The organism is Vibrio echinoideorum, assembly GCF_024347455.1.
GTDB lineage: Bacteria > Pseudomonadota > Gammaproteobacteria > Enterobacterales > Vibrionaceae > Vibrio > Vibrio echinoideorum.
Map to the genome: position 1 here is coordinate 1,465,653 of NZ_AP025483.1, position 19,428 is coordinate 1,485,080.

The window sequence follows — 19,428 nt, forward strand, 5'->3', positions numbered from 1 at the left end:
AAAGTATCCAGAAAGAACTTAAGTTTTGATTCAAATACACCATACCTTAGGGGTTATTGTATTACAAATAAATGTTAAAACTTAATGCCTTTAGTGAATGGTTGGTTTGCGAAAGTGTGAGTTGTTCCTCACTTTTCTACGCAAACAGATAACGCAGAAAAATTGATTTTAGTGAGGTGGATTATCGACGAAAATACCAACTTATCGCAGTGGATTCGATTTAATTACAAGTTTTTGCCTTTTTACTATAGGTTGATAAAAGTTAAGACTAATAACTGATACCTATGTCACAGAGTGTTTTTAGTCATTTTAAATATATCAAAGTCGCTCACAGAAAGGATGGTTAATTAAACATACAATATTAGTTGAAGTTGAAGTTGAAGTTGAAGTTGAAGTTGAAGTTGTACGGATGTGTCGACATGAATACGCTGCGTTTCACCGTATCTACGATAATGCAAAAAATAACCACTTTGTTCGGATGAAAATAATAGATATAGGTTGTACGGATAATGAGTTTTATGAATTCAAAACTGTCTCTAGGGTTCAAAGGTAAGCTGATTTTGATGGTGGCGATCGTCAGTTCCAGTGCTCTGGTATTTACGAACTGGTTTACGCTCGACTTGGCCACAGATCAGGTCAACCAAACGATATACAACGAGATCGACCACTCGCTAACGATAGAAATTAATCACATTGAAAATACCGTTCAGAGAACCATCGATACCGTAAATTCAGTTGCACAAGAGTTCATGAAGTCACCATACCAGGTACCTAACGAAGCGCTTATGCATTATGCCGCTAAGCTAGGGGGCATTGACAAAATTGTGGTGGGTTTCGACGATGGACGTTCTTATACATCTCGGCCTTCTGAGTCTTTCCCTAACGGTGTTGGGCTAAAAGAAAAATACAACCCAACGACTCGCCCTTGGTATCAACAAGCGAAACTGAAGTCAGGTTTATCTTTTAGTGACTTATTTTTCACTAAGAGTACTCAAGTACCTATGATAGGTGTGACGTATTCGTATCAAGACCGCGTAATCATGGCAGACATTCGATTTGATGACTTAAAAGCGCAACTCGAACAGTTGGATGGCATTTACGAAGCGAAAGGCATCATTGTTGATGAAAGAGGGATGGTTGTTGCTTCAACAATAGAGAACGTTCTTCCGCAAACCAATGTATCTTCTGCGGATACTCGTATGAAATTAAACAGCGCGATAGAACTGCCTGATCAGTTTATTGAAGGCGTGATTAATGGTTACTCAAGAATCTTGATGGCTAAAAAGGTTGATATCGGTAACCAAAAAGAGTGGTACATGATATCCAGTATCGACCCCGAGTTAGCTCTTGATCAATTGAATGGTGTGATGTCGAGTACTCGAATTCTGATTGTAGCTTGTGTATTTGGTTCGGTGATATTGATGATATTGCTTCTGAATCGTTTCTACCGCCCAATCGTATCACTTCGTAAGATTGTTCATGATTTGTCTCAAGGTAATGGTGATTTAACTCAAAGATTGGTAGAGAAGGGTAATGATGACTTGGGGCATATCGCTAAAGACATCAACTTGTTCATCATTGGCTTGCAAGAAATGGTTAAAGACGTGAAATTCAAGAACTCAGATTTGGATACCAAAGTCTTAAGTATTCGAGAAGGTTGTAAAGAAACCAGCGATGTATTGAAAGTTCATACAGACGAAACCGTTCAAGTTGTCTCTGCGATTAATGGGCTTTCAGAAGCGTCAAACGAAGTTGAAAAGAGCTCTCAATCGGCGGCAGACGCAGCGCGAGATGCGGCTGCGTTCAGTGATGAGACCAAGCAAATCAATACGGTGACTGAAACGTATATCAGTGACCTTGAAAAGCAAGTGTGTACGACTTCCGACGACATTCGCTCTATGGCCAACGAAACGCAAAGTATACAGTCGATTGTCTCTGTGATTGGCGGTATTGCTGAACAAACCAACTTGCTGGCATTGAATGCGTCGATCGAAGCAGCGCGTGCCGGCGAACACGGCCGAGGTTTTGCTGTGGTGGCTGATGAAGTTCGTGCACTGGCTAATCGTACACAAATCAGCACCTCGGAAATAGAAGAAGCGCTGTTGGGTTTACAGTCGAAGTCGGATGGTCTAGTTAAATCGATTGAACTGACCAAGAGTAATTGTGAGATGACTCGTGCTCAAGTTATCCAAGCGGTAAACATGCTGGCTAAGCTAACTGAGCAGATGGAAACCGTGAGCCGTTTCAATAACGATATTTCTGGGTCGTCTGTGGAGCAAAATGCATTGATTCAGAGTATTGCTAAGAACATGCACAAGATTGAAAGCTTCGTTGAGGAGCTGAACAAGTTAAGCCAAGATCAACTGACAGAGTCGGCAGAAATCAAAACACTTAATGGTAGCGTCAGTGAGCTTATGAGCAGCTTTAAAGTTTAGTGTACTTACAACTAACATCTAATAGTTGTTAATTAGCCTTAATTTTCAATGATTTAAAATTATTCATCAAAATGAAAGCCACTCAATAACGTTCGCGTTTAGAGTGGCCTTTTTGCGTCCCTATCATATGAAAACGCCGTATTCATTGCTCATTTCACTTGATTTGTCGCATCTCACATTCTGATAATTACTCAATTGACATAAAATAGTACAAATATACATTATCACTTAACTCTTATGGATAAGTGAGATAAATGTGAATAAGCCAATTTTTGTCGTCGTGCTCGCTTCGCTTACGTATGGCTGCGGTGGAAGCAGTTCAAATAGTTCAAGTGACAGCAATGACCCTTCTGATAACAGCAATCCAGGGATGTCTTATGGCGTTGTCGCACCTTACGATATCGCTAAGTATCAAAACATCCTTTCTAGTTCCGATCTTCAGGTATCTGATCCTAATGGAGAAGAAGGCAATAAAACCTCTGAAGTTAAAGATGGCGATTTCGATGGCTACATCAGCGATTATTTTTACGCTGATGAAGAGACTGAGAATCTTATATTTAAAATGGCTAACTATAAGATGCGATCTGAAGTTCGCGAAGGAGGAAACTTCGATGTTAATGAATCCGGTGTGAGGCGAAGCCTGTATGCAGAAATAAGCCTACCAGATATCGAACATTCAATGGCAAGTTCACCTGCTGATCACGATGAAGTGACGCTGTTACAGATACATAATAAAGGTACGGACGAGAGTGGAACGGGTTATATTCCTCATCCGTTATTACGTGTGGTTTGGGAGCAAGAGCGAGATGGCATTACAGGCCACTATTGGGCGGTAATGAAAAATAACGCCATTGATTGTAGCAGTGCTTCAGACTCTTCAAATTGTTATGCCACTTCTTATGATCGGTACGATTTAGGAGAGGCGGATCTTGATAGCTTTACTAAGTTTGATCTTTCTATTTACCAGAATACATTGGCGATCAAAGTGAATGATGAAGTAAAAGTGAACCAAGATATCGCCTATTGGGAACATCTCCTGAGCTATTTCAAAGCCGGTATCTATAACCAGTTTGAAAATGGTGAAGCCACGGCCTATTTCCAAGCGCTGAGATATACCACAACTCAAATCAATGGCTCAAACGATTGGGATATTAGTGATTGGAAGTTGACGATTCCTGCTAGCAAAGACACTTGGTATGGAAGTGGCGGCGATAGTGCTGCTGAATTAGAACCTGAGCGTTGCGAGTCGAGCAAAGACCTTCTCGCAAATGACCGTGATGTCTACCACAGCGATATTAACCTGTCTTATTTCAATACTGATGAAGGGAGGATGCATTTTAGAACCGATATGGGGTATGGAACCTCAACTCAAAACTCTAGCTATATTCGTTCTGAATTAAGGGAGTTGTATCAAAGCAATACACAACCCGATTGCAGCACCAGTGATGAAGACACAAGCTGGTATTTGAATGACACCAGAACCAATAAAACCAGCCATGAGCTAACGGCAACTTTACGCATCGAAGACTACCCGAATATCAATAACCAAGATCCAAAAGTGGTACTTGGGCAAATTCATGGTTGGAAGATTAATCAAGCATTGGTGAAACTTCTTTGGGAAGGAGAGGATAAGCCAGTACGAGTAATACTGAACTCCGATTTTGAGCGCAATAATCAAGATTGCAGCGGTTGCGAACCATTCAGTGTTGAATTGGGTACATATACAGCCAGTGAAGAGTGGCGATATACGATTCGTGCTGACGAAGACGGTGTTTACCTGGCGACCCATGATTCAGATGGAACCAATACTGTTTCGCACTTGATTCCTTGGGTTGAGGATTACCAAGACAAAGATGGCGATACTGTTTCGCTAACGTCAGATTGGACATCCACAGATATCGCCTTCTATTTCAAGGCGGGTATTTATCCCCAATTTAAGCCAGATAGTGACTATGTAGGTGAGGTGTTTGATGTGAGCTTTAGTTCTTTACGAGCTGTGCATTTTTGACCGAGCCGATGCTTGAATAGCGATAACTGATACTAAAAAAAGGCCACATTAGATCCTAATCATGTGGTCTTTTTTCTCTGAAAAATTGATCAACTTAACTAAAAAATCGTCATTTTAAACGGATGATTTCTTTCCGTTTATCTACCGATATTGCATTCCTATTTTTTATACATTGTCTTTTATCAATAAGAAATGTGATCCAGTTAAAGTATGGTAAAACGGAAAGTGTCCTCAGTCTCATTTATTCAATGAAATGTTTTATTTGTATTATAAGATTACGTAATATTTCCATGTTATCGCAAATATTGAGGTAGGAATTGCCTTATAGCTCGTGTTTGCTGATTTTTATGTCACCTACAAATACTGCCTTTGTATTATAATAATGGATTTAATATGAAAAAAATCATTCTAAAAAGCTTACTTGCCTCTTCTATTATACTTGCGGTTGGTTGTGCGAGTACTAGCACGCCTAGCGTTGATTTCCCGAATAACAAAGAAACCGGTGAAGCTCTCCTAACGCCGGTTGCTATGACGGCTAGCAGCCATGATGGTAACGGCCCAGATCGCCTGTTTGACCAAGATCTAACAACACGTTGGTCTTCAGCGGGTGACGGCGAGTGGGCAATGTTGGACTATGGTTCAGTTCAAGAATTTGACGCTGTTCAAGCATCATTTAGCAAAGGTAACGAGCGTCAATCTAAATTTGATATTCAAGTTAGTGTTGATGGCGAAAGCTGGACGACAGTGCTTGAGAACCAAATGAGTTCTGGCAAAGCGATCGGTTTAGAGCGATTCCAATTTGAGCCTGCGGTTAAAGCCCGTTACGTACGATATGTTGGTCACGGTAACACCAAAAACGGTTGGAACAGTGTGACTGAACTAGCCGCTGTTAACTGTAATGTTAACGCTTGTCCTACTAGCCACATTATTACTCCAGCAGTAGTAGCAGCAGAACAAGCAATGATCGCTGAAATGAAAGCAGCGGATAAAGCGCGTAAAGCAGCACGTAAAGACCTACGTTCTGGTAATTTCGGTGTCGCAGCGGTTTACCCTTGTGAGACAACAGTGAAATGTGAAACACGCACTGCGCTACCTCTACCAACGGGCTTACCTGAGACACCTCTAGCAGGTAATGCACCTAGCGAAAACTTTGATATGACTCATTGGTACCTATCTCAGCCTTTCGATCATGATAAAAATGGCAAGCCTGATGATGTTTCTGAGTGGAACCTTGCAAACGGTTACCAACACCCTGAAATCTTCTATACCGCTGACGATGGCGGTCTAGTATTCAAGGCTTACGTGAAGGGTGTACGTACATCTAAAAACACTAAGTACGCACGTACTGAGCTTCGTGAAATGATGCGCCGTGGTGACCAATCTATTAGCACTAAAGGTGTTAACAAGAACAACTGGGTATTTTCAAGCGCGCCTGAATCAGATTTAGAAGCGGCAGCGGGTATCGATGGTGTTCTAGAAGCTACCTTGAAAATCGATCACGCAACAACGACAGGTAATGCTAACGAAGTAGGCCGCTTTATCATTGGTCAGATTCACGATCAAAACGATGAGCCAATTCGTTTGTACTACCGTAAACTGCCAAACCAAGCAACGGGTGCGGTTTACTTTGCACATGAGAGTCAAGATGCGACTAAAGAGGACTTCTACCCTCTAGTTGGTGGCATGACTGCTGAAGTGGGTGAAGATGGTATCGCGCTTGGCGAAGTGTTCAGCTACCGCATCGCAGTTAAGGGTAACACGATGACTGTCACTCTAATGCGTGAAGGCAAAGACGACGTAATGCAAGTGGTTGATATGAGCGAAAGCGGCTACGACGCAGGTGGTAAGTACATGTACTTCAAAGCGGGTGTTTACAACCAAAACATCAGCGGCGACCTAGACGATTACTCACAAGCGACTTTCTACCAGCTAGACGTATCGCACGATCAATACCAAAAGTAATCTAACCGAATAAGCAATAGCCTCCAACTCCTAGAGCTCGGAGGTTTTTTTGTGTCTGTTATTTGGGCAGAAACCATCAGTTGTTAAAGGTAAACATATAGATTAAAAGCTGGTGGCTGACCTTAACTTCTGTTTTGAACATCCTCTTTCCGATCCCTAATCTAATATCCAACGCATAGCCTTTCATTCGTTCATAGACCTGCATCAATAAGCCATAGATTAACAATCTAGGGTGAGTGTTAAACATTGGCTTAGGTTGCTTTTGGTTTGTTCAAACTGATCGCCATATCGCTATCAATACTTATATTTAACACTAGATACTAAGGGCAATTTATTGGCTGATAATACCTTGCACCTAGGATGATTAGTTCTGGAAGTCATTGAATAAACAACGGGGTTTGTATTGGTAAACTGAAATTGAGTTGGCTATTAAAAGCCCAAATAACAGGATGGAGAGGTTAGGAGATTACTACTTTTGAAGTTAAGGAGATTTTAGAGATTTAGGTGAGTAGGTTCGAGGTATATATTGGAATACCGATTACAAAAAAGCCTCTAGTAGAACTAGAGGCTATTGACGTAATCAAAGAGTTATTACTCAGCAGTAAATTGAGTTACACGTTCTTGGATCTGGTCGTCAGTAAGTACTTCATTCCAAACTGCAATATTGTCGACTAAACCATTGAAATTTTTATCGTCTCCTGTCGAACCTCCCAATAGGACAAGTTTGTCGGTTGTATCAGCATTTGGTAATACTTCGATATCAACATTTTTCGAAGCCACTTGTGTTCCGTCAATATAAATACGCATCTCTCCATAAACACCCGCATCTGCAGCTTCGGCATCATATATAGCCATAATATGGTGCCACTCGTTATTTAAGATAGAGGTGTCTGATTTAGCTTCTGTACTGGTGGAAATGCCGCCATAAAGTTTGAGTTTTATTTTGTTTAAGTTGTTTTCTGAGATATCGTCACCTTCGATATACAATTTAAAACCGGTTTCAAAATTACTATTTGAAGAGTCTTTATCGTAAAAATCGAATATAGCTACGTCATCACCATAGAAAGTACCGTCTAGGCGGGCCTGTTGATTTATGACAGCTTCGATTGAGAATGAACTATCAATCAATTCAACCCCTGTAGGTACATCTGAATTACGATTGTAATATAGGTAGGTATACTCGTCACCCTCATTAGCTAGGTTTTGGCTAATCGATATTGCAGTATTCTCAGCGCCTTTTGCTCCAGTAGCAGCTGAATAATTCTTACCGCCAGTAATCCCAATTTGGTTGTTTGAAGAGCCAGAATCAGTTTCTAATTCGGATTCGCTTGATCCTGTAAATGTGTACTCATTTAACGCAACCGGGAAGTCGCCTACTGGTGGTTCTGGGTTTTCTGGGTCAACAGGTTCATCGCCACTTAAACTAATAACTGTTGCTTCAGAAGTGCTGCTGTTATACGGACTGTTATTTAAGTCATACCCGACAGAGTAGTCGTTAAAGTTGTCTTTGAACTCTTCAACATACTCTCCAGTAGATTCGTTAAGTGAGTATACTTTAAGGTTGTCAGCAATTAGCTCATAGGGTGTTACACCACTGTTTGTACCTAGACGAAGCGCAATAACTTGAACTTCTTTAAAGCTACCTGGATCTGAAGAAACTGCACCAGTGTATGTTTCGCCATTGATTGTAAAGGTATGTGACGTTGGCGTCCAAACCACTTCGACAGTTGCATCAAATGTACTGTTTGCGTCAAAGGTACCGCCAGTCGAAGTTAGTGAACCAGAAGCATCGCGGAATTGAATAATACCGTCACCGATAGCTATATCACCATGATGATAAGCGTTACTTACTTTATCGTCTTCATCATTTGTTGAGTAAAGCGAAATATAAGAGTTGTTCTGACCTTCATCAACCTGTTCGCTGTCAGGGTTGAGTTGATAAGTCAAATCAACAGTCAATTTACCCGAAGAGATCGTTTTTCCAACTGTGGAGCTGGTGTTCAAGATCTTTAGTCTTAGCTCACCGGTGTCATCGGTTAATGTATCTAAAATTTGAGCCGCGTTATCTACACCTGAAGCTTCATCAGCTGTGTCTGCAGGGCCAGTAACTTCAGCATTATCGCTGTGGTCGGTACCTGAAACAGGAATGTTACCGCTAATAGCAAGACCACCGTCAGCAGCGGAGTAATCGCCATCTACAGATACCGTACTTACCGTACCGTCATCATTGAATAGCGTGAACGCGACTTGACCTGAAGTTTCATCTTCAATTGTCTCTTCATAAGTGGTTTCAAATCGTTCATATTCACCAAGTACGGTATCAGCTGAATTGTCAGTATAGTAATAAAGTGTCTCACCATCTGCAGAGAAGCGATATACGTTGGGTAAATCATCACTACTCGATGATGAATAGGCTGCTGAAAATGCTGCGGTATCAGAAAATTCCCAATAACCATTTAGTAATGCTGAGGTTGGTGTATTTGGATCGGTAGAACCATCCGTCGGAATAGGTAAACCATCACTGTTACAACCAAATAATAAACCTGTCGAAAGAGCGACAGCAGTAGCGACTTTAGAAATCTGCATAAAAAATTCTCTTTATGATATTAAATCCATATGTAAATCACATAAGAAATAGATAATGAATAGCCGTTAAATATTTATTAGGATGAAACTAATCTAAATTAGAACATCCTATTAATTAAATTAAATTAAATTAAAGTAATTAAAATATGCCCCAGAAAATTACAAGAGGAGAGGGGGTATTTAATAAATTGACTATTTCTAATTAGAATGAGTAAGCAACACCAACACGGTATTTTGCTTCGCGGTCTTTAGAAGATGAACTGATATCTGACGACCAAATCTCAGCAAACGGTTTCCAAGAACCAAACTTGTAGTTTACTTTTACGCCAGCATCCCATTCCCAATCATCACTATTATAAAGAAGTACGTTGTCCAAAGATTTTACATAGTTTGCTTCGTAAGAAAGGCCAAGTTTAGGTAGAGACTCTATTTTGTAGGCACCGGTTAGTGTAATTTTTGATTTTTGAGCTGACTCTAAACGTTCGCCAGTTTCTGAATCCTTATCACCAAATTGCGTATGGTTACGGAAGTCAGCATATTCATGACGGTAACGAATCGCGGTTGTTAAACCCATGTCTGCTTTATAGCCAACGCGGAACTGAGGTTTAAACGTAACCTTCTTCATCTTCCAGTCGCCATCGTTAGCATTAGGCTCATCCCAATCCCAAGCAATAGGCATACCCATTTGTAGATACCAATTGTTGTCTATTTTGTATGTCGCAGTGTTATCTATCTCCATACCATAGATGTACCAGTTGCCATCGTAGAAGCTCTGGCTGTTCGCTGACTTAACAGAACCTGAATCTTCATCGTAGTAAGAATCATCAGTGTGGAACTTAAGTTCCAGGCCAGTAGAGTGTTTCCACTTGTCTGACAGCTTAAAGCTTTCACCTAGCTTAACTCGATGTTGATGGCGAGCGTCTACGTGAGCAGTATCGCCATTTGTCTTTGTATAATCCGTCGCAGCACGATACTCGTAACGATAATCAAGAGTTGCACCAGTAGCTGTGCCCGCTAAAAGAGTACATGCAACAGCTGCAGCAATTTTTGTAACAGAATTCATACCTTTGTCTCACTATTATTTTTTTATTTTGGATACATCCAATGTACCCATGGCTCACAAATCAACACCTTACGTGGTATTAAATTAATGTATGACAAATATGATATTTATTACCGGGTCAAATTTCTGTGAGATCTATCAAAAACTTCTGAATAATCGCCTGAATATATAGCTAAATGCTATGAATATCTCAATTATCACTCTGTTTTTTAAATCGATAATGACTTGGATCTCATATTTATAAACGTCGTAAATCAACTGATGTCAATGTGTTAAAATAAGACAAATAATTCAATTTATAACTATTAATGGCATACAAGTAACAGAGCTGGTTGATGGGTATGATCACTTGCACGGTAAATTCAAGGTTAGCTATTTTAAAGTTGGCGTTAGAGAAGTGTTAATCAGTCGTTTTTGTGTTGTTGCTTTTTAGGTGGTGTTTAAGTCGGAATAAATAGTCATTATTACGAATTGGTGTTTAACGTAGTTTTTATACTGAGAGTGTTACTTGGTATTGGTTAACGATAAAGGATAAGTCATGTTTAAGAAAAACATATTAGCAGTGGCGTTATTAGCGACTGTGCCAATGGTTACTTTTGCAAATAACGGTGTTTCTGATCCAGTGCCTGCTGATAAGTTTGATATGCGTAATTGGAAAATAACGATTCCTTCGGATATTAATGAAGATGGTCGTGTTGATGAAATAGAAGGGGTAGCGATGATGAGCTACTCACATAGTGACTTCTTTCATCTGGATAAAGACGGCCACCTTGTATTTGAAGTACAGAATCAAGCTATTACGACTAAAAACTCGAAAAATGCACGCTCTGAATTGCGTCAGATGCCACGTGGTGCAGATTTCTCGATTGATACTGCTGATAAGGGAAACCAATGGGCACTGTCTAGCCACCCATCTGCCACTGAATACAGTGCGGTAGGTGGAACGTTGGAAGCGACATTAAAAGTCAATCATGTCTCTGTAAACGCTAAATTCCCAGAGAGATATCCAGCTCATTCAGTGGTTGTTGGTCAAATACACGCTAAGAAACACAACGAGCTTATTAAAGCGGGAACTGGGTATGGACATGGCAATGAACCACTGAAGATCTTCTATAAGAAGTTTCCTGATCAAGAGATGGGGTCAGTATTTTGGAACTATGAACGTAACCTAGAGAAGAAAGATCCTAACCGTGCTGATATTGCTTACCCTGTTTGGGGTAATACATGGGAAAATCCAGCAGAGCCGGGTAAAGCGGGCATTGCACTAGGTGAAGAGTTTAGTTACAAAGTGGAAGTGAAAGGCACCATGATGTACCTGACATTTGAAACGGCTCGTCACGATACGGTTAAGTACGAAATCGACTTGAGTAAAGGTATCGATGAACTTGACTCCCCAACGGGCTATGCTGAAGATGATTTTTATTACAAAGCTGGCGCATACGGCCAATGTAGCGTAAATGATACTCACCCTGTTTGGGGGCCGGGTTGTGCAGGCACTGGCGATTTCGCTGTTGATAAAAAGAATGGTGATTACAACAGTGTGACCTTCTCTGCACTTAAGCTTAACGGTAAATAGATACGAAATAGAGCAAGCAATAAGCTAGCTCAATCAAGCATTTTTAAAGGCCACTTAACTCAATGTTAAGTGGCCTTTTTTTATTTGAGCCTTTTATATATGGCGTTTGTGTTTATTAATGCATCCAACACATCAAGACGGTTTGCTGGTCTTGATTAATGTCATATGCAGTCTGCTTATTGAGGTATATGAATAGAGCTCACTCTTGCTGTCGAGAATTAGTTAACCAAGAGGGTTGATTAACCCAAACTAGAAACCAATCAAATATGAAATCTAAAACAAAACAGCCTTGTCAAAGGACAAGGCTGTTAATCAAACTGCTTAGAGCTTAGAGCTTAGAGCTTAGAGCTTAGAGCTTAGAGCTTAGAGCTTAGAGCTTAGAGCTAAAGGGAACGACTACTTCTAGTCATACATCAATTCATTGGCTTTGTTTGCATCAAACTCTTTCAAAGATTTACGCGCTAAGTGTCTAAACGGGAACGCTTTGACTATCTCTTCGAAGGGTTGAACTGCAAATGCCCAAAAAATAGAGCCATCTAAGCCAAAGATAATCAATGTGCACAAAGGGATTGAAACTATCCATTGGCCTGTAAAGTTTATTTTAAATACGTCTGTGGTTTTACCTAGCGCTCTCAAGACATGTCCGTGCACGGTGTTGTAGCCCCGAACGATCGGCAAGAAGATGTAGAGTGGGGCAATAACAGCCAGCGCTTGATAGGTTGAAGGATCTAAGTCTGGGTATACGTCGCCAATCACCACACTTAAACCGGCAAACATAACGGCACAAATGACAGAAATACCTACCGCGACATCGATACTGGTATCAACATTTTTAGTTAGGTCTCCCATTTTCTTGGAGCCGATCGCTTGGCTAATCGTAATAGCGGAAGAGTGCGCCCAAGCGGTAATGAACTGAGTCCCAGCTCGTAACCACGGCATAACCAAGGTAATCGCAACGTACGCGTTGATATTGAGTTGCGAGTACAATAATTGATAAATCGTCGCGCCAATCGACAGCATGGTTACATTCGCTGCTACTGGGAATATCTCAATAAAGTGGCGGCGGATGTTGGTGATGAATTCTGACTTTTGAGTATCCAATTTCAGTGAAACGGATGAATCGTAGTGCACACACAGAATTAAATACACTAAACGGATGGTGATCGCGATAACACTGCCAAGTGCTGCACCTTGTACGCCGATGCCTTCAAAATTAGTGAAGCCATGAATAAGTACATAAGAGAGCACAGCGTTGATCGGTAATTCGATCAAGTAACCCTTAAAGGGGACTTTGGTTCTTCCTAATCCATTAAACAGCGCGATGATGACTTGCGTTAATGCCGTGAAAATCACGATATACTTGGAAATATCCAGATAGTGGCTGATTTCAAGATGAAGCGTTTTGTCGTCGGTTAAGGCTTGAATCAAAGGTTGTTCGAAAAAGGTAAGTAGAAGCCAAAATATCGATGCAACGCCGAGGTTGATGAATAAACCTGCCCAAAATGCTTTGGAAAGGGAAGAGGTTACACCAGACCCTACAGCACGACTGAGAACAAGTTGTGTACCATTCGCCAATGCCATTTGAATACCCAACACAAAGGCGATGATGGTCGTGGCAATACCCATTGCGGCGAGAGGAATTTCACCGAGCGGAGATACGAGCAAGGTATCGATCATTAACATCGACTGCATCAGTAATGCGTTTAAGGCTAGGGGCCAGGCGAGAGAGAAATTTTTCCTTACGTACGATTGCGAAGACACAAACAACACCTTATGTGTGTAACCGTAAGCTTCACTGAGATGACCTGAGTTCAACGTTTAAAGATGAAACACTACGGTAATTGATGGTTAAGACAAGATTGATAACTAAAACAAAATTGGCGGCTAAAGAAAGCTAACGATTAAGGTAAAACTGACCATTAGAGTAAGCTGACAGTTAAAGCTGAGACATTAACAACAGGACTGATTCGTGCTTAAGAAAGCACTCATTTTGATCAACACGAATCAGTTCCAGTCAGTCTTGGTTATGCGAACGCTAATTCAACCTTAGATAATTTTTGATTTTCATCATCAAGCAATAATTGAGAAGCGACTCGCGCCTGCTTTGCATTGCCGGACATGATCGCATCGTATATTGCTTTGTGTTCTTCTAGACAGAAGCGTCCGCCTTCTGCGGAATGATCGATAAACTGCTTGAAGATCGTCGACAAGATATTTGCGAACGGGATGTAAAACTGGTTACCAGTCGACAGAAAAATCGTTTGGTGAAACAAATGGTCGTGCGTTGTCCATTCTTCATAGTCAAAGCTGTTAGCTGCGAGTGTCATTTTTTGGAAAAGAATAGAAAGCTCTTTACGCTGCTCGACAGTTGCGTTGGTTGCCGCCAGAGCACATGCTTCTGGATCTATTGCTTTTCTTAAACCCAAGAATTGGGATAAGAAGGGTTTAGTGTCTTCTAAATCTTGAATCCAATAGAGTAATTGCGGGTCTAAAAAGTGCCATTGTGTTCTCGGTTTTATACGAGTGCCGACTTTAGGCTTTGACTCAATGAGCCCTTTTGCAGAAAGCAGCTTTGTTGACTCTCGAAGTGCAGTTCTGCTTACTCCAAAGATCTCGCAGAGCTCCATTTCGCTGGGTAACTTCTGATTTTCTTCTAACTCGCCAGACAAGATTTTGCGAGCAATTTGCCTTGCTACTTGAACGTGAATTCGGCGGCTTGAATCTTCCACCAATGTAAATATTGACATTTAAACCACCTGAAATTGAAATTTAAAAACAAAAAAACCAGACGAATCTGGCTTTTGGTGTCAGTGTATACGTCTATGTTGCGTGAGGTTTTCCCTCATCTACTACGGTCTATTGACCAAATGTAATGCGCTTTTATAGCTCTGTGAGCAGATTAGCTTCGCGACTTTATTCTTATTAACTTAGAGACCTTGTTAACTTCGCGACCCTGTTAACTTTCCGGCCATGCTAACTTTCCTAATTTGTTAACTTTGAGACCATGCTGAATATAACTTAGCTCGCCTTTTTAATTAGGAAGCTAGGGCGCTATTTGTCCGCCGTTTACATCCAGAATTTGTCCTGTGACGTAACCGCTACAAGCGTGCGATGCGAAGAAAGCAAAAGTAGGAGCCACTTCTTCAATATTGCCAAAGCGTCCCATAGGAATATTGCTAGCAATGGTCGATTTCAGTTCATCACTTTTGCCATCGTGAAATGCGGTGTCGATAGTACCCGGTGAAACAATGTTGAAACGGATATTGTCTTTAGCAAACTCTTTCACCCAGTTGCGGTGGATATCGTGTAGCCACGCTTTTGATGCGGCATATACGCCAGCACCCACACCACCACCTTCACGAGCAGCAATCGAGCCTGTGCTGATAACACACGATGTTTGCCCAGACTTAATGGCAGATGCGCGTAAATGAGGGATAGAAAACTTGGTTGTCATCAATGCAGAGCGAACGTTAAGATTCATTACACGCTCATAAAATTCGTCATCGATATTTTCTAGGTTTGCACGACCGCCAAGGCCACCTGCGTTATTAATCAACACATCCATACCACCGAAATGATCGGTGAATTCTTTGACTAATTTTTCGCAATCTGATGTTTCCATCAAGTTTGCTGGAAAAAACGCAACATCACCGCCAAGTGCTGTGAGCTCAGATAGAACACCATCAACTTTTGGGCTGAAAGCTCGACTATTGATACCAATCTTTGCACCGTACTTTGCGAAAACACGTGCGGTAGCTAAGCCCATACCAGCGGTAGAGCCAGTAATTAGAATGCGTTTGCCCTTTAAGTCATTAAACATCAGCGTCGCCTATATTGTAGATTATTTGCGTTAATAAATCATACAATAACACTTGCTATATTCAAGTGTGGCTATCTCAAAACTGATCATTAACGAGATTAATAGTCGGGGTAAAGGTGGTTTTGTGAGTTTGCGCATACAAAATCAGTGTAAATAAGAACTATTTGTATGAATTAATGGCTTGGTTATGGTTTGTGTGGTCAATCTTTATAAGATTAACAAAATATTGCCTTAGACTATATTAGGCTTGACCTCACGTTATTCTTATACTGAGTTGGTGCAGGTATAAATCAGTGTTATAGTCCGCGTTAAATAATACATATCTAATAAGTAAGTAGACACATGGCTGGCTCTTTCAATTCGATTTCAGGCTCTAAGCGAAGCCTTCATGTGCAAGTTGCACGTGAAATCGCTCGTGGTGTTTTGTCGGGCAAATTGCCCCAAGGTTCCATTATCCCTGGTGAAATGGCGTTGTGTCAGCAATTTGGGATAAGTAGAACGGCATTAAGAGAAGCCGTTAAGCTTCTGACTTCAAAAGGCCTACTAGAATCTCGTCCAAAAATAGGTACTCGCGTTGTTGACCGCGCATTCTGGAACTTTTTAGATCCGCAATTGATTGAATGGATGGATGGATTAGCAGACACCGATCAATTCTGCCATCAGTTCTTGGGTTTACGTCGTGCGATTGAACCTGAAGCGTGTGCGCTAGCAGCTCAGTTCGCTAGCGCTGATCAACGTATTGAATTGTCGGGTATTTTTCAACAAATGGTAGAAATATCGGGTGCTGAAGAGTTTAACCAAGAAAGTTGGTTAGATATCGATATGAAATTCCATAGCCTTATCTTCAATGCAACGGGTAACGACTTTTACCTGCCATTTGGTAATATCTTAACGACTATGTTTGTTAACTTTATTTCTCACTCTTCTGAAGAGGGAAGTACGTGTATTAACGAGCATCGCCAAATTTATGAAGCAATCATGGCTGGCAACAGTGATAAGGCGCGCCAAGCGTCGGCAAGCCACCTATTAGATACCAATCATAGATTGCCAATAGCTAGCTAACTGTTTTTAAAAGGTTTTAAATCTGAAGTTCTAATCGTTTTTGTCTATAGATTTGAAGAACTAGGGCAACCAAGATTAAAATCATTGTCCAAATAAGATACACATTTAAAAAAGCACGTTTGATACGTGCTTTTTTTACATCCAAAATTGATGAAAACCTGACCAATGTCCAATATTTAACCTATTGTTTGTTGTTTTGTTAAAAGCACTAGCAACTGACATTGTTGGTTATATAATAATACTAATTAAATTATTGCGAGTGTGATTATGCCTCAGTCTCTTTTGCCAAATATTCTTCAATTTATCGGTCAGATAGACCCTTTCGATAAGATCCCTAAAGAAGCGCTTCGTGAACTTGCCTCTAATGTTCAGATCACTTATCTCGGCAAAGGGGATGTGGTTGATCTGTGTGAGTCGGGTAAAGAAAAGTCGCTCTACATCATTCGAACCGGTTCTATGGAACAAAGAAAGTCAGACGGTGTACTTCGTGCGCGTTTAGGCAGTGAAGATTTGTTCGGCTTTACGTTCTTAGATTCTGAAGTTAACGACGAGAAAGGCTACAGAGCGATCGCAATCGAAAACACCTTACTTTATGTGATTCCACACTCGGCACTTCAAGCGCTGTTCAAGGCATTTCCAAGCTGCGCTGAACATTTTGCGTCACAGGCTCAGGTTCGCTTGAAGTCGGCACTCGATGTGGTGTGGTCAAACAAAGAGAAAGGCTTGTTCATTCGTAAGGTTGAAGAAGTCGCAAGCGGACAGGTTGCAATCGTTAAGTCTGAACAAACCATTCAATCGGTCGCGGTTGAAATGTTGCACCAACGTTCGCCCTGTGCGGTGATCTATGAAGGTGAAACCATTGTTGGCTTGATTACCGATCGAGATATGACCAAGCGAGTCATCGCGCATGGTGTCAGTACCGATAGCTTGATTTCTGAGGTGATGACGCACTCTCCACTGACGGTTAAACCGGATGATCTCGTGTTGCATGCCGCATCTATCATGATGCAATTCAACATTCGTAACCTTCCAGTAGTAAAAGAAAACAAAGTTGTTGGCCTTCTTACTACGTCTCACTTGGTTCAAAACCACCGTGTTCAAGCGATCTTCTTAATCGAGAAAATTAAATACGCGGGCAGCGTGAAAACCATGTCTTCATTTACTTCCGAAAGACAGGCTATTTTTGAAGCGCTGGTGGAAGGTAAAGTGGCACCTGAAACGGTGGGTAAGGTAATGACCATGATTATGGATGCCTACACGCGCAGACTCATTCAGATAGCGATTGATAAGTTAGGCCCACCACCTTGCGATTTCTCTTGGATCGTGGCGGGTTCGCACGCGCGTAACGAAGTTCATATGTTGTCGGACCAAGACAGTGCGATTGTACTCGCTGACGATGCAACCGACAGTGACCGTATTTATTTTAAACACCTAGCAATGATGGTGACCAACGGGTTAGCGAGCTGTGATTACCCATTGTGTCCGGGTAAATTCATGGCGGCGACGCCAAAATGGTGTCAACCATTGGGCGTTTGGAAGCACTATTACAAGAAATGGGTAGCAAACCCTGAATACGAGCGCTTACTCAACATCAGTGTTTTCTTAGAGATACGTACTATCTATGGTAACAGCGAGTTCGAAGGTATTCTTCGTGATGAGCTGCATTCAAATATTCGCGGCAACCGTGAGTTTTTAAGCACACTAGTGAAAGATGCGGTGAACACCAACCCACCACTGGGTATCTTCAACAGTTTGGTTCTAGAGAAATCGGGTGAGAATAAGAAAACACTCAATGTGAAGAAGTACGCCATCAACTTGATTATCGATCTTGCGCGTATTTACGGATTAGCGGTGGAATGTGATTTGTCGGCAACCGATGAACGCTTTGCTGCAGCCAATGAAAAAGGCATGCTGAGTGATGACGCGTTCAAGAACATCCTTGGTGCGTATCAGTTCATTCTGTCTTTCCGTTTCGGTCATCAGCTCGAAGCCCTAAAGAATGGGGAAGTGCCAGATAACAACATCAACCCAGACAGTTTTGGTAGCTTTGAACGTAAGCACTTGAAAGATGCTTTTAGGATCATTGCCGATCTTCAAGAAGCAGCGAAAATTCGTTTCGGAGCGCGTTAATGAAAGCCTTGTTGAACTACTTTCACCCGCTTGAACGAATTAAACGCAAGCGTAAGCAATATCTGGGTACGGTTAAGTTGCCAGAAGCGTTACACGATCTTGTTGAACAACCTTGTCCAGAGATGACGGATAAAGCTAAAGACAGCGATTACATTGTGTTGGATCTTGAAACGACCGGCTTAGATAGCGAACAAGATCTTATTTTGTCCATGGGATGGGTTGATGTGGTTAAGGGGAGAATTGACTTAGCATCAGCCAAGCATATTTACCTTAATAACGATTCTCAGATCAATGCAGAAACCGCAGTCATTAACCACATCACACCACAAATGTTGGAAGAGGGTGCATCGATTCATGATGCAATGCTGACTTTTTTTGAAGCAGCAAAAGGTAAAATTATTGTGGCGCACGCTTGTGTCGTAGAAGAGACCTTTATTAACCAATATTTACTTAGATGTTATGGATTGAGGGCGGTGCCTTTACTTTGGTTAGATACATTGCGTATTGAAAAGACGATGGAAAAAGCGATCAGTAATCATGAAGAAGTGGATTTAACTCTAGCAGGAACACGTGGAAGATATGGGCTTCCTGAGTACAACAGCCACAATGCCTTAGCCGATGCGGTTTCAACGGCTGAGCTACTTTTGGCTGAACAAAAACGAGTGGTTCCGAACGATGAAGTGACACTTTCATTTTTGTATCGGATCAGTCACTAAAGTTAGAGCTAGAATTAGAGTAAGCGCTAGAAAGTTTTCTGCTCGTTCATTTACGAACGCATAGATTTGA

Annotated in this window: 12 protein-coding genes; 7 read left to right on the forward strand and 5 right to left on the reverse strand. The window is 41.3% G+C overall.

The genetic code is table 11. From position 1 onward, the window contains the following. Nucleotides 1–563: 563 nt before the first annotated feature. The 3 genes from OCV36_RS06580 (at nt 564) to OCV36_RS06590 (ending at nt 6,405) form a co-directional block, all read left to right on the forward strand. A complete protein-coding gene (locus OCV36_RS06580; RefSeq protein WP_135456500.1) occupies nt 564–2,435 on the forward strand; it encodes a methyl-accepting chemotaxis protein in 1,872 nt (623 codons plus the stop codon). 256 nt (nt 2,436–2,691) lie between these two features. After that, nucleotides 2,692–4,443: a polysaccharide lyase family 7 protein gene (locus OCV36_RS06585; protein ID WP_135456469.1), complete on the forward strand. Its 1,752-nt coding sequence runs from the start codon at nt 2,692–2,694 to the stop codon at nt 4,441–4,443. 393 nt (nt 4,444–4,836) lie between these two features. Then, a complete protein-coding gene (locus OCV36_RS06590) occupies nt 4,837–6,405 on the forward strand; it encodes a polysaccharide lyase family 7 protein (protein WP_135456467.1) in 1,569 nt (522 codons plus the stop codon). Nucleotides 6,406–6,996: 591 nt separating this feature from the next. Here OCV36_RS06590 and OCV36_RS06595 read toward each other — a convergent pair. Then, the gene (locus OCV36_RS06595) at nt 6,997–8,991 is read right to left on the reverse strand and encodes a LamG domain-containing protein (RefSeq protein WP_135456465.1); all 1,995 of its coding nucleotides are present in this window, start codon (nt 8,989–8,991) and stop codon (nt 6,997–6,999) included. Between the two features lie 202 nt (nt 8,992–9,193). Continuing rightward, nucleotides 9,194–10,054, reverse strand: coding sequence for an oligogalacturonate-specific porin KdgM family protein (locus OCV36_RS06600; protein WP_135456463.1), 861 nt, complete (start codon nt 10,052–10,054; stop codon nt 9,194–9,196). 538 nt (nt 10,055–10,592) lie between these two features. Between OCV36_RS06600 and OCV36_RS06605 the strand changes: the two genes are divergently transcribed. Then, nucleotides 10,593–11,630, forward strand: a complete 1,038-nt coding sequence (locus tag OCV36_RS06605) for a polysaccharide lyase family 7 protein (RefSeq protein WP_017076732.1) — start codon at nt 10,593–10,595, stop codon at nt 11,628–11,630. A 402-nt stretch (nt 11,631–12,032) separates the two neighbouring features. Here OCV36_RS06605 and OCV36_RS06610 read toward each other — a convergent pair whose 3' ends face one another. The 3 genes from OCV36_RS06610 to OCV36_RS06620 all read right to left on the reverse strand — a co-directional run bounded on the left by OCV36_RS06610 (nt 12,033) and on the right by OCV36_RS06620 (nt 15,450). After that, nucleotides 12,033–13,400 carry an MATE family efflux transporter gene (locus OCV36_RS06610; protein ID WP_135456498.1) on the reverse strand — a complete coding sequence of 456 codons (1,368 nt, stop codon included), beginning with the start codon at nt 13,398–13,400 and terminating at the stop codon, nt 12,033–12,035. Nucleotides 13,401–13,654: 254 nt separating this feature from the next. Continuing rightward, a complete protein-coding gene (locus tag OCV36_RS06615) occupies nt 13,655–14,377 on the reverse strand; it encodes a FadR/GntR family transcriptional regulator (RefSeq protein ID WP_017076730.1) in 723 nt (240 codons plus the stop codon). 296 nt (nt 14,378–14,673) lie between these two features. Continuing rightward, complete coding sequence (locus tag OCV36_RS06620; protein WP_135456461.1) at nt 14,674–15,450, reverse strand: SDR family NAD(P)-dependent oxidoreductase; 777 nt, start codon at nt 15,448–15,450, stop codon at nt 14,674–14,676. Between the two features lie 342 nt (nt 15,451–15,792). Here OCV36_RS06620 and OCV36_RS06625 point away from each other — a divergent pair, with 342 nt between their 5' ends. The 3 genes from OCV36_RS06625 to OCV36_RS06635 all read left to right on the forward strand — a co-directional run bounded on the left by OCV36_RS06625 (nt 15,793) and on the right by OCV36_RS06635 (nt 19,358). Next, nucleotides 15,793–16,512 carry a FadR/GntR family transcriptional regulator gene (locus tag OCV36_RS06625; protein WP_135456459.1) on the forward strand — a complete coding sequence of 240 codons (720 nt, stop codon included), beginning with the start codon at nt 15,793–15,795 and terminating at the stop codon, nt 16,510–16,512. A gap of 267 nt (nt 16,513–16,779) precedes the next feature. After that, nucleotides 16,780–18,642 carry a DUF294 nucleotidyltransferase-like domain-containing protein gene (locus tag OCV36_RS06630; protein ID WP_135456457.1) on the forward strand — a complete coding sequence of 621 codons (1,863 nt, stop codon included), beginning with the start codon at nt 16,780–16,782 and terminating at the stop codon, nt 18,640–18,642. Next, nucleotides 18,642–19,358 (forward strand): 3'-5' exonuclease, encoded by a 717-nt coding sequence (locus tag OCV36_RS06635; RefSeq protein WP_135456455.1) that lies wholly within the window; start codon nt 18,642–18,644, stop codon nt 19,356–19,358. Before OCV36_RS06630 ends, OCV36_RS06635 begins: the two co-directional genes overlap by 1 nt. Nucleotides 19,359–19,428 lie beyond the last annotated feature (70 nt).